This window comes from Pseudomonas sp. FP453, assembly GCF_030687495.1.
Taxonomy (GTDB): domain Bacteria; phylum Pseudomonadota; class Gammaproteobacteria; order Pseudomonadales; family Pseudomonadaceae; genus Aquipseudomonas.
Map to the genome: position 1 here is coordinate 235,434 of NZ_CP117435.1, position 26,135 is coordinate 261,568.

The 26,135-nt window shown below is 63.3% G+C and carries 18 protein-coding genes; 5 read left to right on the forward strand and 13 right to left on the reverse strand.

Annotation, left to right across the window (positions count from 1 at the left end):
- Positions 1 to 26 precede the first annotated feature (26 nt).
- From PSH87_RS01120 to PSH87_RS01135, 4 genes are all read left to right on the forward strand, one after another.
- Positions 27 to 1,109, forward strand: a complete 1,083-nt coding sequence (locus tag PSH87_RS01120; RefSeq protein ID WP_305432159.1) for an efflux RND transporter periplasmic adaptor subunit — start codon at positions 27 to 29, stop codon at positions 1,107 to 1,109.
- On the forward strand, positions 1,106 to 2,176 hold the full coding sequence (locus PSH87_RS01125) for an efflux RND transporter periplasmic adaptor subunit (RefSeq protein ID WP_305432160.1): 1,071 nt from the start codon (positions 1,106 to 1,108) through the stop codon (positions 2,174 to 2,176). Before PSH87_RS01120 ends, PSH87_RS01125 begins: the two co-directional genes overlap by 4 nt.
- The gene (locus PSH87_RS01130; protein ID WP_017736883.1) at positions 2,173 to 5,232 is read left to right on the forward strand and encodes an efflux RND transporter permease subunit; all 3,060 of its coding nucleotides are present in this window, start codon (positions 2,173 to 2,175) and stop codon (positions 5,230 to 5,232) included. Before PSH87_RS01125 ends, PSH87_RS01130 begins: the two co-directional genes overlap by 4 nt.
- A gap of 215 nt (positions 5,233 to 5,447) precedes the next feature.
- The gene (locus tag PSH87_RS01135; RefSeq protein WP_305432161.1) at positions 5,448 to 7,622 is read left to right on the forward strand and encodes a glycoside hydrolase; all 2,175 of its coding nucleotides are present in this window, start codon (positions 5,448 to 5,450) and stop codon (positions 7,620 to 7,622) included.
- Positions 7,623 to 7,730: 108 nt separating this feature from the next.
- Here the strand turns inward: PSH87_RS01135 and PSH87_RS01140 are convergent, their stop codons facing one another.
- The 12 genes from PSH87_RS01140 to PSH87_RS01195 form a co-directional block, all read right to left on the reverse strand.
- Positions 7,731 to 8,357, reverse strand: a complete 627-nt coding sequence (locus PSH87_RS01140) for a bifunctional 2-polyprenyl-6-hydroxyphenol methylase/3-demethylubiquinol 3-O-methyltransferase UbiG (RefSeq protein WP_305432162.1) — start codon at positions 8,355 to 8,357, stop codon at positions 7,731 to 7,733.
- A gap of 39 nt (positions 8,358 to 8,396) precedes the next feature.
- Positions 8,397 to 9,041 carry a methionine ABC transporter permease gene (locus PSH87_RS01145; protein WP_017736886.1) on the reverse strand — a complete coding sequence of 215 codons (645 nt, stop codon included), beginning with the start codon at positions 9,039 to 9,041 and terminating at the stop codon, positions 8,397 to 8,399.
- Complete coding sequence (locus tag PSH87_RS01150; protein WP_305432163.1) at positions 9,031 to 10,146, reverse strand: methionine ABC transporter ATP-binding protein; 1,116 nt, start codon at positions 10,144 to 10,146, stop codon at positions 9,031 to 9,033. The genes PSH87_RS01145 and PSH87_RS01150 overlap by 11 nt, the downstream gene beginning before the upstream one ends.
- Positions 10,143 to 10,958: a MetQ/NlpA family ABC transporter substrate-binding protein gene (locus PSH87_RS01155; RefSeq protein WP_305432165.1), complete on the reverse strand. Its 816-nt coding sequence runs from the start codon at positions 10,956 to 10,958 to the stop codon at positions 10,143 to 10,145. Before PSH87_RS01155 ends, PSH87_RS01150 begins: the two co-directional genes overlap by 4 nt.
- A gap of 155 nt (positions 10,959 to 11,113) precedes the next feature.
- A complete protein-coding gene (locus PSH87_RS01160) occupies positions 11,114 to 12,466 on the reverse strand; it encodes an LLM class flavin-dependent oxidoreductase (protein WP_305432166.1) in 1,353 nt (450 codons plus the stop codon).
- A complete protein-coding gene (locus PSH87_RS01165; protein ID WP_305432168.1) occupies positions 12,467 to 13,660 on the reverse strand; it encodes an SfnB family sulfur acquisition oxidoreductase in 1,194 nt (397 codons plus the stop codon). It abuts the gene before it with no gap.
- A 39-nt stretch (positions 13,661 to 13,699) separates the two neighbouring features.
- Entirely contained in the window at positions 13,700 to 14,941 is a 1,242-nt protein-coding gene (locus tag PSH87_RS01170; protein WP_305432169.1) for an SfnB family sulfur acquisition oxidoreductase, read from the reverse strand.
- 187 nt (positions 14,942 to 15,128) lie between these two features.
- Positions 15,129 to 15,893 (reverse strand): hypothetical protein, encoded by a 765-nt coding sequence (locus PSH87_RS01175; protein WP_305432171.1) that lies wholly within the window; start codon positions 15,891 to 15,893, stop codon positions 15,129 to 15,131.
- A 392-nt stretch (positions 15,894 to 16,285) separates the two neighbouring features.
- Entirely contained in the window at positions 16,286 to 17,032 is a 747-nt protein-coding gene (gene tcyN / locus PSH87_RS01180; protein WP_017734623.1) for an L-cystine ABC transporter ATP-binding protein TcyN, read from the reverse strand.
- A gap of 3 nt (positions 17,033 to 17,035) precedes the next feature.
- A complete protein-coding gene (tcyL, locus tag PSH87_RS01185) occupies positions 17,036 to 17,701 on the reverse strand; it encodes a cystine ABC transporter permease (RefSeq protein ID WP_017734622.1) in 666 nt (221 codons plus the stop codon).
- Positions 17,701 to 18,495 carry a cystine ABC transporter substrate-binding protein gene (tcyJ, locus tag PSH87_RS01190; RefSeq protein WP_017734621.1) on the reverse strand — a complete coding sequence of 265 codons (795 nt, stop codon included), beginning with the start codon at positions 18,493 to 18,495 and terminating at the stop codon, positions 17,701 to 17,703. Before tcyJ ends, tcyL begins: the two co-directional genes overlap by 1 nt.
- Positions 18,496 to 18,774: 279 nt before the next feature.
- Positions 18,775 to 19,770, reverse strand: a complete 996-nt coding sequence (locus PSH87_RS01195) for a D-cysteine desulfhydrase (protein WP_305432172.1) — start codon at positions 19,768 to 19,770, stop codon at positions 18,775 to 18,777.
- Between the two features lie 167 nt (positions 19,771 to 19,937).
- On the opposite strand from PSH87_RS01195, the gene epsC reads away from it, so the two are divergent.
- Positions 19,938 to 20,864 carry a serine O-acetyltransferase EpsC gene (epsC, locus tag PSH87_RS01200; RefSeq protein ID WP_305432173.1) on the forward strand — a complete coding sequence of 309 codons (927 nt, stop codon included), beginning with the start codon at positions 19,938 to 19,940 and terminating at the stop codon, positions 20,862 to 20,864.
- A 5-nt stretch (positions 20,865 to 20,869) separates the two neighbouring features.
- On the opposite strand, the gene PSH87_RS01205 is transcribed toward epsC, so the two are convergent.
- Complete coding sequence (locus PSH87_RS01205) at positions 20,870 to 25,942, reverse strand: dermonecrotic toxin domain-containing protein (protein WP_305432175.1); 5,073 nt, start codon at positions 25,940 to 25,942, stop codon at positions 20,870 to 20,872.
- Positions 25,943 to 26,135 lie beyond the last annotated feature (193 nt).

Consider the following 26,135-nt stretch of genomic DNA (forward strand, 5'->3'; position numbering starts at 1 on the left):
TATCGCATCGCGCAAAAGGAGCCTGCATGGGCGGTCGTATTTCCACCTGTATTTTCGGACTTGGCCTACTGGCGCTGCTCAGCGGTTGTGGCCAGGAAAAGGCCGAGCCCAAGCAGCATTCCCGGGTCTTTGTACAGACCGTGCAACCGGCGGATTTCGCCGCGGCGGTCACCCTCACTGGCGATATCCAGGCCCGCGTGCAAACCGACCTGTCGTTCCGCGTGGGTGGCAAGATCATCCAGCGCATGGTCGATGTGGGTGATCGCGTGACGGCCAAGCAAGTGCTGGCCAAGCTCGATCCCAAGGATTTGCAGACCAACGTCGATTCCGCCCAGGCCCAGGTCGTGGCCGAACAGGCACGGGTCAAGCAAACGGCGGCGGCCTTTGTGCGCCAGGAAAAACTCCTGCCCAAGGGCTACACCAGCCGCAGCGAATACGACGCCGCCCAGGCGGCCTTGCGCAGCAGCCAAAGCGCCCTGGCCGCTGCCCAGGCGCAGTTGGCCAACGCCCGCGAACAACTCGGCTACACCGCGCTGATCGCCGACGCCCCCGGTGTGATCACCGCGCGCCAGGCCGAAGTCGGCCAGGTGGTGCAGGCCACCGTGCCGATCTTCAGCCTGGCCCAGGATGGCGAACGCGATGCGGTGTTCAACGTCTACGAGTCGCTGCTGGTGGAGCCGCCGCCCGACGCGCCGATTACCGTGAGCCTGTTGGATAACCCCAGCATCAAGGCCCAAGGCAAGGTCCGCGAAGTCACCCCGGCCGTGGCCGCCAACACCGGCACCGTGCAGGTGAAGATTGCCCTGGAGGCGTTGCCCAAGGGCATGCGACTGGGCTCGGTGGTCAGCGCCACCGCCAATGGCCCGGCCAAGCCGAGCGTCGAACTGCCCTGGTCGGCCCTGACCAAAGACCTCAACGAGCCCGCCGTGTGGTTGATCGACGGCGACGGCAAGGCGCAGTTGCACACGGTCAGCGTGGCGCGTTACCTCACCGGCAAAGTCATCATCAGCGACGGCCTCAAGGGCGGCGAAAAGGTCGTGGTGGCCGGTGGGCAATTGCTCCACCCCGGCATGCTGGTCGAGATTGCCCAACAAGGAGCCCAGCCATGAAGCACCTGACGGCTTTGCTCACGGCCAGCCTGTTGCTCGCGGCGTGCTCCAAGGAAGAGGCGCCGCCCGAACAGGTGCGCCCGGTGTTGTCGATGGAAGTGAAAGCCGAGGACCAGGCCAACCTCGGCCGCTTCGCCGGTACGATCCAGGCGCGCTATGAAAGCAACCTGGGGTTCCGCGTGCCCGGGCGCATCGCCCGGCGTGCCGTGGATGTGGGCGCCGAAGTGGAGCAGGGCGCCTTGCTCGCGGTGCTCGACCCCACCGACCAGCAAAACCAGCTGCGCGCGGCCCAGGGTGACCTGGCCAAGGTGCAGGCGCAATTTATCAACGCCCAGGCCAACGCACGCCGCCAGCAGGAACTGTTCAACCGTGGCGTCGGTGCCCAGGCTCAGTTGGATGTGGCCCAGACCGACCTGAAAACCACCCAGGCCTCCCTGGATCAGGCACAGGCGGCGGTCAACCAGGCCAAGGACCAGCTCAACTACGCCGAGCTGCGCACCGACCACGCCGGCATCGTCACCGCCTGGAATGCCGAAGCCGGCCAGGTGGTCAGCGCCGGCCAGCAAGTGGTGACCCTGGCTCGCCCGGACATCAAGGAAGCGGTAATCGACCTGCCGGCCGGCCTCGCCGAACGGCTGCCGCCTGACGTGGTGTTCCTGGTCGCCGGGCAGCTCGACCCGAGCGTGCACACCACCGCCATCGTGCGCGAGATCGAACCCCAGGCGCAAAGCGCCACGCGCACCCGTCGCGCGCGCCTGACCCTGGCCGAGACGCCGCCCGCCTTCCGCCTGGGCACGGCGATCAGCGTGACCTTGAGCACCGCCATCGCGCCACGCATCGAAGTGCCGCTGAGCGCGTTGCAGGAGGTCGATGGCATGACCCGCATCTGGCTGCTCGACACCCAAAGCCGCACCGTGCAACCGCGTGACATCACCGTCATCCGCCGTGACGCCGGCAGCGCCGTGCTCAATGGCGGCGTCAAACCCGGCGAGCGCATCGTCACCGCCGGCGTGAACAGCCTGAAACCCGGGCAGACAGTCAAAATCGACGAGGACAGCCCGCGATGAAAGGCAGCTTCAACTTATCCGACTGGGCCCTCAAGCATCAGTCCTTCGTCTGGTACCTGATGTTCGTCGCGCTGCTGATGGGCGTGTTCTCCTACATGAACCTGGGCCGCGAGGAAGACCCGTCCTTCACCATCAAGACCATGGTGATCCAGACCCGCTGGCCCGGCGCGACCCAGGAAGAAACCCTCAAGCAGGTCACCGACCGCATCGAGAAAAAACTCGAAGAGCTGGACTCCCTCGACTACGTGAAAAGCTACACCCGGCCCGGTGAGTCCACGGTGTTCGTGTTCCTGAAGGACACCACCAGCGCCAAGGACATCCCCCACATCTGGTACCTGGTGCACAAGAAGATCGACGACATTCGCGGCAGCTTCCCCCAAGGCTTGCAGGGGCCGTCGTTCAACGACGAGTTCGGTGACGTGTTCGGCTCGGTCTACGCGTTCACCGGCGACGGCCTGTCGATGCGCCAGTTGCGCGACTACGTGGAGCAGGTGCGCGCCGAGATCCGCTCGGTGCCGGGGCTGGGCAAGGTCGAGATGATCGGTCAGCAGGACGAAGTGATTTACCTGAACTTCTCCACGCGCAAACTGGCCGCGCTGGGCATTGATCAGCGCCAGGTCGTGCAAAGCCTGCAATCGCAGAACGCGGTGACGCCTGCTGGCGTGATCGAGGCAGGGCCGGAGCGGATTTCGGTGCGCACCTCCGGGCAGTTCGCCTCGGAAAAAGACCTGGCCGACGTCAACCTGCGGCTCAATGACCGTTTCTATCGGCTGGCGGACATCGCCGAGATCAGCCGTGGCTACGTCGACCCGGCGCGGCCGATGTTCCGTTTCAACGGCACGCCGGCGATTGGCTTGGCCATTGCCATGCAGAAGGGCGGCAATATCCAGGCGTTCGGCAAGGCCCTGCATGAGCGCATGGACGAGCTGACCGCCGACCTGCCGGTGGGCGTTGGCGTGCACAAGGTGTCCGACCAGGCGGAAGTGGTGGAGGAGGCCGTCGGCGGCTTCACCAGCGCGCTGTTTGAAGCGGTGATCATCGTGCTGGTGGTGAGTTTTATCAGCCTCGGTATGCGTGCCGGGCTGGTGGTGGCGTGCTCGATTCCGCTGGTGCTGGCGCTGGTGTTCGTGTTCATGGAATACAGCGGCATCACCATGCAGCGCGTGTCGCTGGGCGCGTTGATCATCGCCCTCGGCCTGTTGGTGGACGACGCCATGATCACCGTGGAGATGATGATCACGCGCCTGGAAAAAGGCGAAACCAAGGAACAGGCGGCGACCTACGCCTATACGTCGACGGCGTTCCCGATGCTCACCGGCACGCTGGTGACGGTGGCGGGCTTTGTGCCGATTGGCCTCAACGCCAGCTCGGCGGGCGAGTACACCTTCACCCTGTTTGCCGTGATCGCCGTGGCGATGCTGGTGTCGTGGGTGGTGGCCGTGCTGTTTGCGCCGGTGATTGGCGTGCATATCCTCAGCGCCAAGGTGAAGCCGCACGATGCGGAGCCGGGGCGCATCGGTCGCGCGTTCAACGGCGGCATGCTCTGGGCCATGCGCAACCGCTGGTGGGCCATCGGCATTACCGTGGCGTTGTTTGTGGCGTCGGTGTTCTCGATGCAGTTCGTGCAGAACCAGTTTTTTCCGTCGTCGGACCGCCCGGAAATCCTCGTCGACCTGAACCTGCCGCAAAACGCCTCGATCAACGAGACGCGCAAGGCCGTGGACCGTCTCGAAGCGATCATCAAGGACGACCCGGACATCGCGCGCTGGAGCACCTATATCGGCCAGGGCGCGATCCGTTTCTACCTGCCGCTGGACCAGCAACTGGAAAACCCCTACTACGCGCAGCTGGTGATCGTCAGCAAAGGCCTGGAAGAACGCGGCGCGTTGATCCAACGCCTGCAAAAGCGCCTGCGTGATGACTTCGTCGGCATCGGCAGCTATGTGCAGCCGCTGGAAATGGGCCCGCCGGTGGGGCGGCCGATCCAGTACCGCGTGTCCGGCAAGGACATCGACCAGGTGCGCAAACACGCGATCGAACTGGCCACGCTGCTCGACCAGAATACCCACCTGGGCGAGATCATCTACGACTGGAACGAGCCCGGCAAAGTGCTGCGGGTGGACATCGCCCAGGACAAGGCGCGGCAACTGGGGCTGTCGTCGGAAGACGTCGCACAGCTGATGAACAGCGTGGTCAGCGGCGCCTCGGTGACCCAGGTGCATGACGATATCTACCTGATCAACGTGGTCGGCCGCGCCGAAGACGCCGAGCGCGGTACGCCGGAAACCTTGCAGAACTTGCAGATCGTCACGCCCAACGGCACGTCGATTCCGCTGCTGGCGTTCGCCACGGTGCGTTATGAGCTGGAACAGCCGCTGGTCTGGCGGCGCGACCGCAAGCCGACCATCACCATCAAGGCGTCGGTGCGCGATGAGATGCAGCCGACGGATCTGGTGAAACAGCTGGCGCCGACCATCGACAAATTCAACGCCGATTTGCCGGTGGGCTACAAGGTCGCCACCGGCGGCACCGTGGAAGAAAGCGGCAAGGCCCAGGGCCCGATTGCCAGCGTGGTGCCGCTGATGCTGTTCCTCATGGCGACGTTCCTGATGATCCAGCTGCACAGCGTACAGAAGATGTTCCTGGTGGCCAGCGTCGCGCCGCTGGGGCTGATCGGCGTGGTGTTGGCGCTGATCCCCACGGGCACGCCCATGGGCTTTGTGGCGATCCTCGGCATCCTCGCGCTGATCGGCATCATCATCCGCAACTCGGTGATCCTGGTGACGCAGATCGACGAGTACGAAGTGGCCGGTTATTCACCGTGGGACGCGGTGGTGCAAGCCACCGAGCACCGCCGCCGACCGATCCTGCTGACCGCGGCGGCGGCGAGCCTGGGCATGATCCCCATCGCCCGCGAAGTGTTCTGGGGGCCGATGGCGTACGCGATGATTGGCGGGATCATCATCGCCACGTTGTTGACGTTGTTGTTCCTGCCGGCGCTGTATGTGGCCTGGTACAAGATCCGCGAGCCAGAGCCGGAACAAAAGGCCGAATAAGGTCAAAAATGTGGGAGCGGGCTTGCCCGCGATAGCAGTCTGTCAGTTAAAAATGTGCTGACTGACCCAATGCAATCGCGGGCAAGCCCGCTCCCACATTTGGATCTCCATAGGGCTGAGGGGCTGTGGGAAACCTCCCGAAATATCTATCACTGCCATGTCAGGCAGCGCAGTGGTCTACCCTCCCAACCTCCACCCCCACCCGGTCGAACGTTATGAACTGGCCTCGTCATTTCTTACTGCTCTGCACATGCCTCATCTCCCCGCTGGCCCTTGCCAGCACCGTCCTCGAAAACCCGCTGTGGCGCGTCGAACTCGACCCCGCCACCCTCGCCATTCGCGTCACGCCCAACGGCCAGGCGCCGGTGCAGGCCTCCAGTGGTGTTGCGGCGCGTGCAGTCAGCGAACTCGCGCAGGACACCCAACAGGCCAGTTGGCAGTGGGGCGCCTTTCGCGTGACGGCCAACCTTGCGCAACGCGACCTGATGCTAGCCATCACTGCACGCGAACCGGGTGAATTGCCGATCCTGCAACAACCCGCCAGCGCCTTTGGCAAGGGCTTGATCTGGCCGTTGGCCGAAGGGCATTACGTGCCTGCCGACAATGCCGTGTGGAAAGCCTTTCTGCTGGAACAGGGCGATATCAACACCACCCAGGACCTCAGCCTGCCGCTGTGGGGCATGGACCACGGCGGCTTTACCCTGAACTGGTTGCTGACCAACCCCTACAACAATCGCTTGCGTTGGCAGGCGGACCAGGGGTTGTCGGTGACCCATGAATTCACCGCACTTGATCCCGCCGCGCCCATGACCCTGTTGTTGCACCTGGGCGAGGCTGATCCGTTGGCCGGCGCCAAGCGTTATCGGCGATGGCTGGTAGAGCAGGGCCGTTATGAGCCCCTGGTGGACAAGCTGAAACAGACACCCGAGGGCGAGAAACTGCTGGGGGCCAGCCACGTCTATCTGTGGGGCAATGATCTGCTGGCCTTGGACGATGTGCAGGACTGGCCGCTGCTGCTCAAGCGCCTGCGCACCCATGAACTCAAGGGTTTGCTGGACAAGGAAGCGACGAAAGTCCTGGCACAGACCACACCGCTGAATCGCTATGAACAGACGGTGTTGCTCCGTGGCTTCAACGCGGCGATCAACAAAAAAGCCCGACAGAGCTGGCAGGTGGACGCGCCCGACATGACGCGCCTCGCGGCACGCTATGGCGAGCTTCGCAGTGAACTGGCCGTCGCGTTTGCCGGGGCGCTGAGTGACGCCCCGGACACATGGGGCAACCAGACGATTCAAGCGTTGAGCCGTGCAGGTCTCCCCCGCTTGCTGGTGACCCTGGGCGAAGGCTGGGAAGGCGGCCTGTGGCATCCCGAGGCGATTCGCGCCGGGGTGGACGCCGGCTTCCTGATGGCGCCCTACGATTCCTATGAAACCGCCTTGTCCGCCAGCGAAAACCCCGACTGGACCACCGCTCACCTGGGCAGCCGGGCCTACCGTGACTGCGCGATCGTGTTGCAAACGGGCAAGCTGAAAACCGGCTTCCAGCAATCGGGCCACTACACCGACCCACGGTGTGTACGGCCCTTGTTGGAGGCGCGGGTGCCAGCAGTGCAGGCCAAGGCCGGCTTCAACGCCTGGTTCCTCGACGCCTACGCCACAGGCATGGTCTTCGACAGCTACCGCGACGGCGCATCCATGAGCCAGGCGCAAAACGCCGCAGGCAATATCGAGGCTTCACGTTGGCTCAACACCGCACGCCAGTTGCCGGCCGGTTCCGAAGACGGCAACGCGATCACTGCCCAGGGCATCCTGTTCGCCCACGGGATGCAGACGCCGGTGATTGGCTGGGGTGATCCAGCGATGACAAAGGACAAGCAATCGCGCTATTACGTCGGCAACTGGTACCCGCCGGAGCAACCGGCGGTGTTCTTCAAGCCGGTGCCGTTGAGCGAGCCGTTTCGCACGATCCATTTCGAGCCAGGCATGCGTCTGCCGCTGTATCAGGCGGTGTTCCATGGGTCGGTGATCACGACCCATCACTGGCTGTTCGACAGTCTCAAGCTGAGCAATGTGAGTGTCGAGAATGAGCTGGCGCAACTGCTTTACAACGTGCCGCCGCTCTACCACTTGAGTGCTGCGACGGTTGAGCAGCGGTTGCCGCTGATTGAGCGCCAGGACCGGTTTTTCCGGCCGTTGCATCAGCGCTTGGCGACGCAGGCGATGACCGGGTTTCGGTGGCTGACGGTGGATCGACAGGTGCAGGAGACCACCTTTGCGGATGGTTCGCGGTTGGTGGCGAATTTTGCGGCGGGCCCGAGAGAGGGTTATGCCGCGCGCAGCGTTACGGCGTTGGTGGTGGGTGAAAAACCTTTGGTGTATCAGGTGAAATAGCTATCGCAGGCAAGCCAGCTCCCACAGTTGACCGAGTTGCCGATTTGGAATGCGTTCACCTGTGGGAGCTGGCTTGCCTGCGATGAGGCCGGTCCAGCCAACCCACCTCTACACCTTGCGCCACACACTGGCCAACCAGGGCTGCTGCTCCCGCGGCAACCCGGCTGGTCGGTAGTAATGCTCCAACTCCACAAACCCCGCCTCAGCCAGCAACGCCTGCCACGCCTCAAGATCGTGATAAGAGCCATATCGCGGCCCATTCCAACCTTCCTGGTTTTCCCCGCGAGGGTTGGAACTGAACAACACCCCCTCAGCCTTCAACGCCCCATGCAGCTGCTTGAGCACACGCGGCAGCTCCTGCTTGGGAATATGAAACAGCACCGCATTGGCAAAGATCCCGTCGAAGCGTTCAGCCGGCAGGTCGAGCTTGAGGAAATCCTGCTGCAACACCTCGCACCCGCTGTCTTCCCGCGCCATCTGCGCAAAGCGCTCCGAGCCGTCGAGGCCCACGGCGATATGCCCCCTGCGCGTGAAGGTCTGCAAGTCGCGCCCTGGGCCGCAGCCGAAATCCAGCACGGTAAACGGCACCGTGCCCTGGATGTGGCGCAGCAGCGCGTCGATGTTCTGGCTCACATCGTGGTCGCGGGTGCCTTCGCGGAAGTCCTCGGCCACTTTGTTGTAGTGGCCGAGGGTGGTGGCGGTGATCTGGTCGAGGTCGTCGGGCTTGAGGGACATGGCGGGCGATACCGGGTGCGGAGATGCCCCGACTATACCTCAGCGCTTGTTCAGCACCCGCGCCAACCGATCGCCGCCGAGCTGGATGAACGCCACCAGCACCACCAGCAGCACAATCACCGTCAGCATGATCTGCGTGTCAAAGCGCTGGTAGCCGTAGCGATAGGCAATGTCACCCAAGCCACCGGCGCCAATGGCACCGGCCATGGCCGAGGAGTTGATCATCGTCACCAGGGTGATGGTGAACCCGCCGACAATCCCCGGCAGCGCTTCCGGCAACAGCACGTGCCAGATGATGTGCCAGCGCCGGCAGCCCATGGCCTGGGCGGCTTCGATCAAGCCATGATCGACCTCGCGCAGGCTCACCTCGGCAATCCGCGCAAAGAACGGTGTGGCGGCGATGGTCAGCGGTACCACCGCTGCCCACACGCCGTAGGTGGTGCCGACGATCAGCCGGGTGAACGGGATCAGCGCCACCATCAGGATCAGAAACGGAATCGAGCGGAACAGATTGACGAACGCCCCCAGCACGCGGTTCAACGCCGGTGCCTGGTAGATGCCGCCCTTGTCGCTGGTCACCAGGAACACTGCCAGCGGAATCCCCACCAGCAACGCGATCAGCGACGACACGCCGACCATCAACAAGGTGTCGATGGCGCCCTGCAATAAACGATCAAACCACATAGCCCAGCACCTCCGCCTGTTGTGCCCAATTGCCAGCGCGCTTGCGCAATTCATCGGCGCTGTGGGCCGAGCCACTTACCGCCAGCAGCAATTGCCCCAAGGCATGGCCCTGGATGCGTTCCACACCGCCTTGCAGCAAGCGCACGCGCCCGCCGAGGGCGGCGAACAGCGCGGCCAGGTCCGGTTCGTCGGTGTCGCTGCCGGTGAACCGCAAGCGCAGCACCACCGCCGCCTCGGCCGATGCGGGCGTGACCTGCAAACGGTTTTGCAGTTCTTCCGGCAAGCCGTGTTGCAGGGGCGCCAGCAGGGTTTTGCTGACCTCGTGTTGCGGGTCGCCAAACACCTGCCACACCGGGCCTTGCTCGACGATGTGGCCGTGTTCCAGCACCACCACGCGGTCGCAGATCTCGCGGATCACTGCCATCTCGTGGGTGATCAGCACGATGGTCAGGCCCAGGCGTTTGTTGATCTCGCGCAGCAGGCCGAGGATCGACTGGGTGGTCTCCGGGTCGAGGGCCGAGGTGGCCTCGTCGCACAGCAAAATCTCGGGGTCATGCACCAGCGAGCGGGCGATGCCCACGCGCTGCTTTTGTCCGCCAGACAGCTGCGCCGGGTAAGACTTGTGCTTGTCCTGCAAGCCCACCAACTCCAGCAGCTCGCGCACCTTTTGCTCGCGTTGCGGCTTGGGCACGCCGGCGACTTTCAGCGGCAGCTCGACGTTCTGCCATACGGTCTTGGCCGACATCAGGTTGAAGTGCTGGAAGATCATGCCGATGCGCCGACGCAGCGCCACCAGGCGGTCTTCATCGTAGTCACCGATGTCCACCTGATCGATCAGCACCCGCCCGCTGCTGGGTTGTTCCAGGCGGTTGATCGTGCGGATCAACGAGGACTTGCCGGCGCCGCTGCGGCCAATGATGCCGAACACTTCACCGCGCTGGATCGCCAGGTCGATGCCTTGCAGGGCATGCACCTTGCCGTCGTAGCTCTTGCCCAGGTTGATAAAACGCACATGGGCGCGGTTGAGGTCCGGGTGCAGTTCGGTCTGCTCGGCGTCCCTGGGCGGTGTGCCCAGGTCGCGCAGTTGGGAGTGGGCGGCGGTCATTTTTTAGCTTCCCAGCCAACTTGGTAGAGCTTGCCCAGGGACTTGTCCAGCGCGGCGCGCACCACCGGCGAGTGCTGGTAGATATCGACGAACTTGATCACGCGCGGGTCGGTGGTGCCCTTGGGCTGGGTGACGAACTGGATCACGTATTCCGGGTGGTCGAGGCCGTCGAACAGCAGCGCCGACTCGGCATCGAAGGTCTTGGACAGGCGGATATAGGCCGGGTAGCCCTGCACCAGATCGGCATCGTCATAGGCGCGCACCAGTTGCACGGCCTCGACTTGCAGGATCTTGATCTTTTTCGGGTTGCTGACGATGTCTTCTTCGGTGGCCTTGTAGCCCACGCCCGGCTTGAGGGTGATCAAACCCGCCTTGGCCAGCAATTGCAGGCCGCGCCCGCTGTTGATCGGGTCGTTGGCGATGGCCACGCTGGCGCCTTGGGGCAGGTCGTTGAGGCTTTTGAATTTCTTCGAATACAGGCCGACGTTGTTGATGATCCCCGGCGCGTACGGCACCAGGTCAAACCCGGCGGCAGCCTTGGCGTTTTCCAGGAACGGGATGTGCTGGAAGTAGTTCACGTCGATATCACCTGCGGCCAGGCTGACGTTGGGCGCGATCCAATCGGTGAACTCCACCAGCTCGACTTTCAGGCCTTGCTTGCCGGCTTCGGCGACGGCGGCTTCCAAAGGGATGGCGAAAGCGGCGGTGGTGCCGACTTTCAGCGGCGCATCGCTGGCGAACACCGCCGAGCTGAACAGGCCGAGGGCCAGGGCCAGTGCTTTGACTGGGTGGGCGAGCAGTGTTTTTTTCATAGTGGTTTTCCAGTCATAAGATTTAGGTCAGAACAATGCGGTCTACTGTGGGAGCTGGCTTGTCGGGTCGCCGCATCGCTGCGATAGCGGTGTGTCAGGCAACTCTTTTTTGCTGACCCACCGCTATCGCAGGCAAGCCAGCTCCCACATTTTGATTAGCGGCGGTAAGTGGATCCGGTGTGCTGTTGGGGAAGTCGAGCGCTGGCGTGGAAGACTTTTTCTCTCAACGTGCCAACCTCATACGCAGTCTTGTACGACCCGCGCCTCTGCAACTCCGGCACCACCAGCTCAATGAAATCCACATAGCTTTCCGGCGTGACAATCCGCGTCAGGTTGAAGCCATCCAGCCCGGTCTCGCTGATCCACGACTCCAACTCATCCGCCACCTGCTCGGGCGAGCCGACCAGGGTGATATAGCGCCCGCCCAGCGCGTGTTGCTCCAGCAATTTGCGCCGGGTCCAGTCGTTGTTTTGCAGGTTCTTGGTGGCCGACTGGATCGCGTTGCTTTTCACGTACTGGATCGGTTCATCCAGTGCGTACTGGGAAAAATCAATCGCCGTCGACGCCGAGAAGTGCGCTACGCCGGCTTCCGCGCTGGCATAGCTCAGGTACTCGGCGTGCTTGGCCCAGGCCGTTTCTTCGGTGGCGCCAACGATCACGTTGAGGCCCATGAACACCTTGATGTCATCCGGGTTGCGCCCGGCTTCGACGGCGCTGGCGCGCACCTTGTCCACCTGGATTTTGGTCGCGGCCTTGTTCTGCCCACTGATAAACACGCACTCGGCATGCCGCCCGGCGAACAGCAGACCACGGTCCGAACTGCCCGCCTGGAACAGCACCGGCGTACGCTGCGGCGATGGCTCGCACAGGTGATAGCCCTCCACCTGATAGAACTCGCCGTGGTGCTCGACCTTGTGCACCTTGCCCGGCTGGGCATACACCCGCGCCTGCGGGTCGTTGACCACGGCGCCGTCTTCCCAGCTGCCTTCCCAGAGTTTGTAGAGCACCTCCAGGTACTCGTCGGCCTGGTCGTAGCGCCGGTCATGCTCGACCTGCTCGGTGAGGCCCATGGCCTTGGCGGCGCTGTCGAGGTAGCCGGTGACAATGTTCCAACCCACGCGGCCACGGCTCAGGTGGTCCAGCGTGGACATGCGCCGCGCGAACAGATACGGCGGCTCGTAGGTGAGGTTGGCGGTGAGGCCGAAGCCGAGGTTCTTCGTCACCGCCGCCATCGCCGAGACCAGCAGCAACGGGTCATTCACCGGCAGCTGGATCGACTCTTTGAGCGGCACGTCGATAGAGTTTTGGTAGACGTCGTACACGCCGACGATATCGGCAATGAACAAACCGTCGAACAGCCCGCGCTCGAGGATCTGCGCCAGTTCGGTCCAGTACTCGATGGTCTTGTACTGGGTCGAAGTGTCCCGTGGGTGGGTCCACATACCGTGGTTGATATGCCCGATGCAGTTCATGTTGAAGGCATTGAGCAGGATTTTTTTCTTGGCCATTTAGATGGTCCCCCGCAGCGGCGGGTTTGCATCGTTGAGGTAGTAATTGCCCACCGCGTGGTACTTCCAGCGCGCCGGGTCGTGCAGGGTGTGCACGCGGGCGTTGCGCCAGTGGCGGTCGAGGCCGTGCTCGGCCAGGGTCGCCTGGCTGCCGGCCAGTTCGAACAGGGTGCTGCCGGCGGCCAGGGAAATCTCGGTGCTCAGGGCGCGCACTTCGGCCACCGCTATCGAGGCGGCGGCGACGGTGTCGGCGTTGCTGTCGGTCTGGGCGCGGTCGAGGAATTCGCCTGCGCGTTCCAGCAAGGCTTCGCTGGCGTGCAGGCGGATGCTCAGGTGGCCGAAGCTTTTCAGGGTCAGTGGGTCTTCGCTGGCCTTGTCGTTGCCGGAATCGATCCACGGGCGGGTCTTGGTGCGCACAAAGTGCAGCGCATCTTCAAAGGCGGCGCGGGCGATGCCGGTGTCGATGGCGGCGTGCAGGATCTGCGCCAGCGGGCCGACGGTGGTCGGGCGTTCGAAGGCGCTCTGGAACGGGATCACGTCGGCGGCGGCGACCCACACGTTGTCGAACACCACCGAACCGCTGCCGGTGGTGCGCTGGCCGAAGCCGCTCCAGTCGTCGATCACCGTCAGGCCGGCGCTGTCACGCGGCACGAAGGCCAGTTGCTGCACGCCGTGTTCGTCCACCACCGAGGTGGGGATGCGCTGGGCGTAGATCGCGCCGGTGGAATAGAACTTGCGGCCGCTGATGCGGAAACCATCGCCGTCACGGGTGATCGAGGTGACGCGGTCGTGGGCGGTCTTGGTGCCCAGTTCGGCCAAGGCATTGCCGAAACGCTGGCCGGCCAATACCTCGGCGTACAGGCGTTGTTGCTGCGCTGGCGTGCCGTTCACCCGCAGCACTTCGAGGGCGTAGAAATGGTTTTGCGGGATCTGGCCCAGGGACGCATCCGCCTGGGCGATCAGCGCGATGACCTTGGCCAGGGTGACGTTGGACACGCCCGCGCCGCCGTATTCCTTCGGCACGCTGATGCCCCACAGGCCGGAGCGCGAGAACACGTCCAGTTCGGGCAAGGGCAGGCGGCGTTCGCGGTCGCGCTGGGCGCTGTCGCGGCGGAAGTCTTCGGCCAGGTCGCTGGCGACAACAAGGGCTTGTTCATCGCTGGTGATAACCGCGACGTTTGCAGAGAAAGTCATATGTGCTCCAGAAGCTTGTAGAGGAAGTGTTCTGGTCGGTTAAATCCAGGAGTGACGAGCCGGCAACGTGCCGTTCAATCGGTAGGCGCCGATGGCGTGATACTTCCAGCGCACCGGGTCGTGCAGGGTGTGCACGCGGGCGTTGCGCCAGTGGCGGTCGAGGTTGAATTCGGCGAGGGTGGCGCGGCTGCCGGCCAGTTCGAAGAGCTTTTCGCTGACCAGCAGCGACACTTCGGTGGTCAGCACTTTCGCCTCGGCCACGGCAATCGAGGCACGGGCGGCGGACTGCGCGGTGATCGGCGCGGCGCTGACCTGGTCCAGCACGTGGCCGGCCTTGCGCAGCAGGGCTTCGGCGGCGTGCAGTTCGATCTTCAGCTTGCCGATGTCGGCGATCACATACAGGTCATCGCTGGCGCGTTCGACCTTGGCGTCGATCCATGGGCGCGAACGTTCACGCACGAAGGTGATGGTGTCGTCGAGTGCACCACGGGCGATGCCGGCGTCGATGGCGGCCTGGATCAGTTGCGAGACGGCGCCCTGGATGTTCGGGGTTTCACCGATGCGCCAGTTTTCCACCACCAGCTCGGCGTCCACGGGTACTTGATCCAGCAATACGGTGCCGCTGGCGGTGGTGCGTTGGCCGAAGCCCGACCAGTCGTCAACGATGCGCAGCCCTTCGGTGCCACGGCGTACAAACGCCATGACCTGCTTGCCGTCGTCGTTGAGCGCCTTGACCGCCACCCAGTGGGCGAACAGCGCGCCGGTGGAGTAGAACTTCTGACCGCTGATCACATAGCCGTCGCCCTGGGCGGTGAGGCGCGCCTTGAGTTCCAGGGTGTTCCTGGTGCCGCGTTCCGGGCCGCCATTGCCGATGCGCCAGCCGTCGAGGACGCTCTGGAACAGCTGCTTTTTCTGGCGTTCGGTGGCCGCGCCCTGCAGCAGGTGCAGGATGCCGAAATGGTTCTGCGGGATCTGGCCGAGGGCCGGGTCGGCCGCGCTGATGATCGCGAATACGTCGGCCAGGGTCACGAATGACACCTGCGGGCCGCCGTATTCACGGGGAATGGAAATACTGCCCAGGCCACTGCGGGTGAACTGTTCCAGCTGCGCCCAGGGCAGCTTGCGTTGCCGGTCGCGCTGGGCGGCGTGCAGGCGTGCCGCCTGGGCCAGCGCATGGGCTGCGTCCAGCGCCTCTGCGTCGTTGCGCAGCACGGTGGCCGGCAACAGCAGGGGAGCGACGTCCAGAACGCTCTGGGGGGGTGTTTGAGCCAAGTTAGACATCAGCGCCGCTCCTTGGCTGCACGCAATGCCCTGGCGTTGTGCACCGGGGTAATTCTGACCATACCGACCTCGCATTCAATGAAATGAAAACAGAAAAATCAAAGATGTCCGGTGGTCCGGTGCATATACCCTAAGCGTGTTAAATATTTAAATAAACGTGATTTTTGGAATAAGCATAGAAGGCCCGTCACCCAGGTTCGCAGGGCGAGCCGAGGGGGCGCGGCTGATAGATCAGCCCCGACCCGGCCGGGCGGGTCGGCGTCCCGGCGGCGATGCGCAGCATGCGTGCCGGCGCCCAGCGTGAATTGTTGCCGACGCGATCGAGAATGCAGTACGTGACGTCCAGGCGGCTGTCGTCGCCGGCTTCGACGATCACCGCGGAAGGCACCCACACCTGCACGGGCAGGCCGATATCCCTGGCCCGGATCTTCGGCAGGTCCAGGCGCACATCGCCCCAGCGCAGGGTGATGGCGTCGCCGCTGGTCATGTTCAGGTAGGGCTCGATGGTCAGGGGAACACCGCGCCGCACCTGGCTGGCGTTGACGCCGTAGCGGCGAATGGTCTCGGGCAGGCTGGCGGGGGCGAGGTTGAGGTTTTCGTCGCAGTACAGGGGCGAGGGCTGGCCGCCCGGGTAGTTGGTCTTCACTCGCACCCGGGTCACGGCCGAGCGTGCGGCAGCGTGGCCGACCTGCATGACCTGGTAATGAAGCTGGGCCGGGCCGTCCTGCACAAAGCTTTCTGGCACACGCAGGTGCGTGGGAGTGCCGACCTTGCAGGCGGTTACCCGGCGTGAGGCGGCAAAGCAGTTGTTCCAGAACAGCTCGATCAGGTCGCCCTCATCCATGTGGGGATAGGGTGCGATATCGACCTGCAAATGTGCGGCAGCCAGGGCGTTGATGCCGTTTCGCAGGGCCTGTGGCAGGGTCGGCGCGGTGAGCAGGGTGTGCGTCATAAGTAATCTCCTTGATGCAGCCAGCAGCCATCGTTCCGGTCCTTTGCGCGGGTGCGCGCAGGGGGCTGAAAAGAACGATTCAGTGAATAGCCGGGATAGGATCCAATCCTCTGGGCGCTAGATAAGAGGGTTGGCCAAGAGGCGTCAATGGCGGCAAAGGGCTAAACGGCGGGTGGGGGGAGATTCAGAAGGGTCTGACTGGCGCGGGGATTTTAAGACGGTTAAAGCGAGGCCTTTTACAGGCTGGAATGAGTATTCCCTGTAGGAGCGAGCTTTATGTGGGAGCTGGCTTGCCTGCGATGCAGGCACCTCGGTGTTACAGGTGGACCGAGGTGATGCCATCGCAGGCAAGCCAGCTCCCACAAAAGCCGGTTCACACAAGTCCATGGCACTCAGTGCGCGAGGAATTTGCTCAGGAACTGCTTTGTGCGTTCTTCCCTGGGGTTGGCAAACAACGCCTTGGCTTCACCTTGCTCGACGATCACCCCTTTGTCGAAGAAGATCACCCGGTTGGCCACATCCCGCGCAAAGCTCATCTCGTGGGTGACGATGACCATGGTGCGGTTTTCTTCGGCCAGGCTGCGGATGGTCGCCAGCACTTCGCCGACCAGTTCCGGGTCGAGGGCCGAGGTGGGTTCGTCGAACAGGATCACTTCCGGCTCCATGGCCAGCGCCCGGGCAATCGCCACGCGCTGTTGCTGGCCGCCCGAGAGGCGGCGCGGGTACGCGTCTTCCTTGCCCGCCAAGCCGACCCGTTCCAGCAGCTTGCGCCCGAGGACAACCGCCGCGTCGCGAGGCATCTTCTTGACCACGATCGGCCCTTCGATGACGTTTTCCAGCGCGGTGCGGTGAGGGAACAGGTTGAAGTTCTGGAACACAAAACCCACGTGCTGGCGCAAGCGCCGCACCAAACCCTGTTGCTGGTTGATGGACTTGCTGCTGTCGATCTCGATGTCACCCACCTTGATCCGCCCGCTGGTGGGTTGTTCGAGGAAATTCAGGCAGCGCAGAAAGGTGGTCTTGCCGGAGCCACTGGGGCCGATGATGGCGATGACTTCGCCTTCCTTGACCTCCAGGTCGATGCCGTTGAGCACCACCTGGCCCTTGAATTGTTTGGTCAGTTGTTCAACCACGATCATCGATCAAGACTCCAGGTCATGCCGGTTGACCCGGTCTTCCAGACGATTTTGCAAATGCGCCAGGATGCTCGCCAGGATCCAGTAGATCAGGGCGGCGGACAGGTACATGGTGAAGATTTCAAAGGTGCGTGCCGAGACCAGTTGCGCCTGGCGGAACAGCTCGGGCACCTGGATGGTGGCGGCCAGCGCCGTGTCCTTGACCAGCGAAATAAAGCTGTTGCCCAGTGGCGGCAATGCGGTGCGCATGGCCTGCGGCAGGATGGCCCGGCGCAGGGTCTGCGCGCGGGTCATGCCGATACTCGCCGCGGCTTCCCACTGGCCGCGCTCGATGGAGCTGATGGCGGCGCGCAGGATTTCACAGGCGTAGGCGGCCATGTTCAGCGAAAAGCCGATCATGGCCGCCGGGATCGGATCCAGCTCGATGCCCACTTGCGGCAAGCCGTAGTAGATCAGGAACAGCTGCACCAGCAAGGGCGTGCCGCGAAAGAACGACACGTAGACTCGGGCAGTCCAGCTCAGCAGTTTGAAGCGCGACAAGCGCATCAAGGCCAGGCCGAAACCCAGCAGCAAACCGAAGAACATCCCGCCGAGGCTGAGGATTACCGTGTAATACGCGCCCTTGAGCAGGAAGGGCGCGGAGTCCAGCGCGAGTTGGAAACCTGCTTCCATTATTGAGTGACGTCAGCGGCGAAGTACTTCTCGGACAGCTTCTTCAAGGTGCCGTCGGCGCGCAGCTTGTCGAGGGCCTTGTTCACCGCGTCGAGCAGTTCAGGCTCGCCTTTGCGCAGGGCAACCCCGGCTTCCTGGCGCGAGAACGCAGCGCCGGCAGCGGCGGTGTCGGTGGCTTTCTTCGCGTATTCGAGGGCGGCCAGGCGGTCGATCAGGATCGCGTCGGTACGGCCGATGCGCAGGTCCTGGAACTTGGTCGGGTCATCGTTATAGGTCTTGATAATGGCTTTAGGCTGGTTGTCCTTGAGCCATTGCTCGTAGTTGGTGCCCAGGCCCACACCGACTTTCTTGCCGGCCAGGTCGTCGGCGGTCTTGATGGTGTCGACGTTTTTCGCCAGGGTCAGCGCTTGAATGCCGGAGACGGTGTACGGCTTGGAGAAGTCGTACTTCTTCTTGCGCTCTTCGGAGATGGTCACTTGGTTGACCACTGCGTCCAGGCGCTTGGATTCCAGGGCGGCGAGGATGCCGTCCCACGGCGTGGCTTGCAGCTTGACCTTGACGCCCAGCTCCTTGGCCAGGGCTTCGGACAGTTCCACTTCGAAGCCGCTGAGTTTGCCGCTTTCATCGACAAAGCTGAACGGTGGGTAGGTGCCTTCCAGGCCGATCTTGATTTCGCCGGCTTTTTTGATGTTGTCCAGCTGGTCGCCGGCAACGGCTTGGCCGATCAGGCCAGCGCCGAGTGCCAGGCCCAAAGTGCCTACCAGCAGCGTGCGACGGAATACGGAAATAGTCATGAAGAGCCCCTGTGTTTTTGTGATGAGCGAAGCAGGTGACGCAGTAGTCGTATCCTGCCTTAAAGCGCGTAGCGCGTCTTCGCCTACGGCGCGATGATAAAGCCGGTTTTTAAGACTTGAAAATAATATAAATCTAATTTCATATTCCATTAAAGAATATGCGGCGATCCAAAGTGGGAGCTGGCTTGCCTGCGATAGCGGTCTATCAGTAACAGATGTGCAAGCTGACCCACCGCTATCGCGGGCAAGCCCGCTCCCACATTTTTGATCTCTGTTCCTTCAGCTGAAGGCGGCGCCATAGGCAAACAACGCCGGCGCGCCACCGGTATGCAGGAAAATGATCGGCCCATCCTCAAACCGCTGGCGGCCGATGCCATCCAGCAACCCGGCCATGGCCTTGCCAGTGTAGACCGGGTCCAGCAGCAGGCCTTCCTGGCTGGCCAGCAGCTTGATTGCCGCCAGGGTGCCGGCATTCGGCTCGCCGTAACGCGGGCCGAAGTACTCATCCCAGAGGATCACCTTGAACGCCTCGGGAATCGCTACACCGAGCAACTCGGCGGTGCGTTCGGCCAAGCCTTCGACTTTCGGGCGCTGGGCTTCGTCGGTGCGCGAGACGGTGACGCCAATTACCGGCAAATCCGGCAGCACTTCGCTCAACGCCAGCGCCAGGCCGCTGTGGGTGCCGGCGCTGCCGGAGGCCAGGACCACGGCGGCGAACTCGATCCCGCTGTCTTCGATCTGCGCGGCCAGCTCCAGGCCGGCACGCACGTAACCGAGGGCGCCGAGGGCGTTGGAACCGCCGATGGGCACCAGGTAGGGCTTCTTGCCGTTGCTGCGCAGGCGCTCGGCGAGGGCGTGGAGTTGCTCGTCGGCGTTGTCGAGGTTCTCGACCAACTCGACCTTGGCGTCGAACAAGTCCAGCAACAGGCGGTTGCCGTTGCCCAGGTAGTTGGGGTCTTCGGTGCCGGTGGGGTTTTCCAGCAGGGCGACGCAGCCCAGGCCGAGCTTGGCGGCCAGCGCGGCGGTCTGGCGCACGTGGTTGGACTGGATCGCGCCGGCCGTCACCAGGGTGTCGGCGCCCTGGGCGATGGCATCGGCGGCGAGGTATTCGAGTTTGCGCAGCTTGTTGCCGCCCATCGCCAGCGGCGTGGTGTCGTCGCGCTTGACGTAGATGTCCCGGCCCAGCCAGGCCGATAGCCGTTCAAGTTTTTCCAGGGCGGTGGCGCCGCCCAGCAGTTCCAGGCGGTTAAAGCGGTCGAGCTGTTGTTTGATCATGGCTGCGCACGGTGGCTAAGTGATGGGGCGACTATAGGCAGGCACTTTTCATCGGGCAACCGCCAATCTGCTTATGCCGGATGGTTCTTAGCATCGCACCATTGGTTCTTAAGGGCGACCCGTCGGCATACCGTAAAGTGATGGCCATTACGTCAGGAGTGAATACCGTGAGCGAGCGTTCCAGTCATTGGCAGTTGCAGACCATCGTCAGCCAGTTGCGCGGCGCCCGGGACCAGTGGCGAACGCGCAACGGCCGCCTGAGCGGCGAGCACGGCGGGCGCGAGTTGCCGTCGCGCGAAGCGGTGGCGCAGATCCTTGAGTCGCTGTGCGGCGCACTGTTTCCAATGCGCCTGGGGCCGGTGGATCTGCGCGAGGAAAGTGAAGACTTCTACGTCGGCCACACCCTCGACGTTGCGCTCAATGCCCTGCTGGCCCAGGCCCGCCTGGAACTGCGCTACGCCGCCCGCCAGAGCGGCCAGGATGACGGCAGCGTGGATGCCCACGCCATCCGCCTGATCCAGGATTTTGCCCTGGCCCTGCCGTCCCTGCGCAGCCTGCTGGACACCGACGTGCTGGCCGCCTACCACTGTGACCCGGCCGCACGCAGCGTGGACGAAGTGCTGCTGTGCTACCCCGGCATCCTCGCGGTGATTCACCATCGCCTGGCGCATCACCTGTATCGCGCCGGGCTGCCGCTGTTGGCGCGCATCAGTGCGGAAATCGCCCACTCGGCCACCGGCATCGATATCCACCCCGGCGCGCAGATCGGCCCGAGTTTCTTTATCGACCACGGCACCGGCGTGGTGATCGGCGAAACCGCGATCATCGGCGAGCGCGTGCGCATCTACCAGGCCGTGACGCTGGGCGCCAAGCGCTTCCCGGCCGATGAAGACGGGCAGTTGCAAAAAGGCCACCCACGCCATCCGATTGTCGAGGATGACGTGGTGATCTACGCCGGGGCGACGATCCTCGGCCGCATCACCATCGGCCAGGGTTCGACCATCGGCGGCAATGTGTGGCTGACGCGCAGCGTGCCGGCCGGGGCGAATATCACCCAGGCCAACCTGCAGCATGATGACGGCGCGCAAAAGTGAGGGGGTCAGGCCTCAAGTCGGGCGAGTGACAGACGGGTCTGTTCGCGCAGCCATTCCTTGCGGCGTTCGGCCAGGTCATTGTAGATCTGGTCGTACAACGCTTCGGACATGACCTGGTCTGGCACCACGCGATCCTCGATCTGCAACTGTTCCACCAGGCTCTTGAGGGCCGCACGCTGTTGCGCTTTCTGCGTTTCGTCAGACGCCTGGGCGTAGGCTTGCTGCTCGCTGTGCAGTTGGTCGAGCAGCAGGAACTGTTGATCGCTGCGGTCCTCATTGGCCTGGTAGTCGTGGGCGTAGCGTTCCTTGAGGAAAGCTTCCCAGTACGGCTCCAGCAGCATCTGGTTCACCAGCCCGTCGCCTTCGCTCAAGGTCTTTACTGCCGTGTAGGCCTGGGCAATGGCGGCTTTCGGCACATTGGCCGTGTCGCGGTAGACCATGTTGTCGCTGACCCACGGCAGTTCGAGCCGGTTCGATAGCCGCGTCTGGTAAGCCAGGTAGACGCCCACTTCGTCCACACTGCCGGGCTCACCATTGACGACGTGACTGGTCAGCCGCAAGCCCCTGCCGCCCTGGTCGATCGGCTTGAGGCGGTCGGCGATGTCGGCGCGCACCACATCGTTCAACAGTTTGAGGTGTGCGGCGCCCCTGGCGAGCTTGACGAGTCGGTCTTCGCGCTCGGCCGGTGTGCGGCTGTAAAGCTGCGCCTGGTGAGCCGTGACCTGGATGCCCATTTCGGTGAAGATCTGGCTGCCGGCATCGGGGCACAGGCCAGGGAAACTGGACAGCCGGAACAACAGCTGACGCAAGGGGGCGTCGTTGTGCATGCTCGACAGCATGTAGCGCACCTGGGAGGTCAAGATCTGGCGGTTGCGTTCATAGCGCAGCTCGTCGGCCGGGTCTTCGAAGAACTCCGGGGGCTCCAGTTTCTTGATGACTTCGAAAAAGCCCTGTGAGCCGTGCTCGTCTTCCAGTTCATCCCATAGGGTCTCGAAGCGCTTGCGGTGGTCATCGTCCAGGTCGGCCACCCAGAAGTCGGATTCGCCCTTGGGCGGGTAGGTGCGATAAGGGTCCATGCCGAACGCGATTTTATGTTCATCCCAAACGTCGCGGGCCTGTGCGCTCAAGGTGGCGCGATCCAGTCGTGTGTACACCAGAATGAAGGCCTCGTCGGAGTGCGTGGCGACGTCTGGAATCGTGCTGATGGGGTTGCCTGTCAGGTGCAGGTGGAACAGCGCGCCGCGCTCCTGCGCAAACAGCCCGATCGGCCATTCGTTGAGCCCGGTGCGGGACAGGTCGATTTCATCCAGCTCAGGCATCCTGCTGATATCCGGCGCCCGGCCCAGCGGGTTGTCCGCCAGGTAGATCAGGCGCAGCCGCGACAATTGCCGCAGACGGTCCACGGCGCTGTCATCGAGAACAATCCGATTGCCGCTCAGATCGATCGCCCTGAGTTGGCGCATCGCCGCAATCGGCTCGGGCAGTGTGTCCAAATGGTTGTCGGACAGGTCCAGCTCTTTGAGATGGGGAAAGCGTTGCAGGAACGCGCTGTGCTGCGAGGTGAAGGCGCAGTCCTTCATGTACAGGTGGGTGACATGCGTCATGTCGATGGGCAGGGTGGGCAGTTCGTGGGACCACTCCACTTCACTCAGGTCCAGGATGACGTTTTTGTCGGTAGGGCCATATGTGTCGTGCAGTTTTGTGTAGCTGTCACGCCAGGCTGCTTTGAGTTTGCGCGCCAGGCGAGTCCTGACGTTGCGTGTGACCGCCTCCAGGCGACTGTGTGCAGGCCACGGGGTGGGCGCGTTCACATAAGCGTCCAGCGCGCGCTCAAGCGTTTTGCCCTCTCGCTCGATATGCTCCAATTGAGCCAACCCCTCCGGCGTTTCCGCACTGAGTGCAAAGTGCTTCACGCCTTGCTCGGACATTTGCGGCAGCCAGTGCTTGATGCGTCCACGCAGTGTCACGGGTGTGACCTCGACCCCGCGCAGGCTGCTGCTGTTGCCGCCGCCCAGCAGCGTCAGTGTCTCGGTTGGCGTGCGCGCGGGAATCGGCGGCCCGCTCAGGGTCAACCGGCGCGTGCCGGGGGCGGCGGTTTTTTCGCTCAGCCATGCGCGCAGCTTGTCGCCGTCGGCGAAGGGTTTTTCGGCGGGCAATGCCTGGAACAGGGCGCTGTAGAAGTCCGTGGCGCCGTGGATCAGGTCTCCCTGGGGGGCGAACACCCGGTACAGGCCTTTGCGGTTGCGCACCAGGATCCGTACGTGCGCGGCGTCCTCGGCGCCGACCTGGGTGCGCAGTTCGCCCCAGTAGGTGCGTTCGCGTACCTGGATGCGCAGGTTTGCCAGGCTGTCGGAGTAGATCCTGAGGGTGTTGAGGGCCAGGTTTTCGGTGTGCGCGGACGGCGCCTTGCCGTAAAAAATCTGCTCGAACATGCGTGAGCTGGCGGCTTCGAAATCCAGTTCGCGGGCCTGGTTCTTCACGTCCAGCGGCAGGCGTTGTTCTGCGTTCATCACGCGCAGGTGACGCCGCCGGGTATGGCGCACCAGGTGCTGGGCGAGGCTCAGGGGCAAGTCGGGGTAGTGGCTGCGCAGCAACTGGATATTGGGGTCGTTGCTGCTCTCTTGTCGTGCGTAGACGTCGTGCGCGAGGGGGGCGCTTTGTTGTTCCACATACGCCGCCAGGTGTTCACGCAGCGCCTGCACGCGCGCCTCTTCAGGCAGCTGTTTGCCCAGCAGCCGGGCCAGTTGTTCTTCATCCAGAAACCCCACGACTTTTTCCGCCAGCCGGCCCGACATCACCTCATGGATGCTCAGGCTCAACGTATCCGCGCCTTGTGCCTTGGCATTGCCGTAGCGACGGGGTGCGCCGCTCAAATCGCTTTGTGGATACACCAGCAAGGCCTTGTCGCGGGGCCAGCCGTCCAGTTCGGTGATCATTTGTTCGAACCAGTCGGCTGCCGGGTCCAGGCGTTGGCCGGCATGGAGGGTGTCTATCGCGTTGCTGATCTGCTTGTCGCTGTTGAAGCGCTTGAGTGTGTCGGCCAGCAAGGGCGGGGTCGGTTCGTTGTTGAGATACATGTGGCGCAATGTGCCGAACTCCACACCGCTGATTAGCCGTACCTGTTCCAGTTCGCCGGCCGTCAGGCCGTGTGTCTGCGGCCCCAGGCGCCGTAGCAGGCGGGTGTTGTTCCAGGTCCGGGGTTGTTCGCCTTCAATCACACACGCGCCGCTGCCGTTGAGCGCCACGGCTGGCCGATAGGCGTTGGCACGCTTGGGGTGGGCGAGGTGGAATGTCTGGGTGGTCGGGTCGTGGCGGACTTCATAGCGCTGGTTTTCGAGCTTGGCGATCTGCTTGCCCTGGTGGTGGTGCAGGCCGTTTTCCTGCGCCACCTGCCCACTGGGCAAGCGCAGATGGAGCTGTTGGTAAGGCGTCAGGTCAGGGTTCCACAAGCGGGTCTCGCCGAGGGGTGTTTGCACCGGTTTCAGCCGCTCGACAAACGGTGACAGTTTCACCTTGGCGATCTCGCCGATACCGCCGCCGGCGTGGAACAGGGCGAGTTGCAACACATTGTCGGCGACCGACAGCACGTGCTCCCAACCTTCGCGCTGCAACCCTTCGGCCCAGTCGACGATGCCTTCGAACACATCGTCGAGCATCTGGTAGGCGGTGTAGGCCAGCATCAGCTCCCCCAGCACGGGGACAAAGGGCGTGGCCACCAACAGCGCGGCGTTGAAGATATCCGTGAGCATTTTTTCCAGGTTGTCCCACCAGGCCCAGCGTGCCATGCGGTCGGCGTAGTCGGTGGCGATGGCGATTTCCTGGGCGTCATTGAGCAACTGGTTCAGCTTGACCCGGTAGAGGTAGTGCCAGAGGTTGTTCTGGTTGGGGTCGTTGATACGGTTTTGCGTGTCGTCGCGCATGGCCTGGGTACGAAACTGCAGGTTGGGTGCCTCCACGGGGTCCGGGCGCCAGTTGGGGCGGTTGTCCCCGGCGGGCTTGGCGTGCCAGCGCACGGTAGAGAGCAGTGTGTTGAGCTGGGAGAAGAAACGGCCACGTTCCTTATGGGCCACGAACTGGCTGAAGAACTGTTGGTAGCTGGGGCGCGACGCGTCCGTTGGCGGCGTGCGGTCACGCAATTGGCCGGTCAGCTCGTTGATGAAGGCGTGAGAGGACGGGTATTCCTTCAACGGGTGGTGCGGGTCTTCGGGGATGTACACCAGTATCCGGTTGGGCCTTGCGTCCAGCTGTGTGGGGGCGATGACCAGGATGCCGGTCAGGCGTGTGCCCAGCAGGTCCAGGGTATACAGGTCGACTGTTTGCCGGCCCAGCTTGAGGGGGCCGTCCCGCTGCAGCAGGGTCTGGATGAGGGCGTGACTGTCTGCGGCGATCTCTTTTCTGGCCAGCGCGATGTGTGCGGCGGCATCCAGGCCGGCTTTCAGGCTGGCGATGATTGTTTCGCGCAGGGGCAGGGCGACGGAGGCGTTGTCAAAGCCGAGTGTCTGCGTGAGGTGCTGGCGGTAGCGAGAGCCGATATCCAGGTCCCGGCAAATGGCCTTGAAGATGTCAGCGGTCAATCGCTGGCCGCTCGCCTGGTGGACAAATGTCAGCAACTGGCGCTGCCCGCGCGCATCCGCCGCCGACAAGAAGGCGTAGTCGGCGAAGGTTTCAGCGGCGGAAAAATTATGCAGGGCGGCTTCCAGCAGGGTCGTGGTGCGGGAGGTGACGCCGGGCTGCACGCTGATCGACCACCAGGGCAGTTTGGCGGGCGCATACAGGCGGATCGATGTGCCCCTTACGTCGATATTGCCGTAGTCGCGCAGCGCATTTTTCAGCAAGGGCTCGGCGAAAGCCCGCAGGTCGTTGAGCTTGGCGAGTGTCTGCTCCAGCGCATTCTGGTTGGCCCAGTGACGATTGACTGCACGCTTGAAGGGCTTGGCCGCAGCGGGGGGGTGGTGATGGAGGTCGACGAAGTCCGGCTGGTGCAGCTTCAGCGCCGCGAAGCGTTGCAGTGACGTGCTGCGCAGCCAGTGCGGCAGCTGCTGTTTGATGAAATCCAGATGAATTGGTGTTTCAGGCATGGCGTGATGACCTTTCGTGAGGGCCTGGTCATCCGATTGTGTTGAGCGCGCGTGTGCAAAAAACCGCACATATTGCTCAACGTTGTACGAACACTCCGAAAAGATTGTGCTGAACGTTTTGCCAGCGCCAACCGTCATACCCATCCTTGAGCTAGTGTAGGAATTGTCTACCGCTCAGCCCTGGGATTAGTCC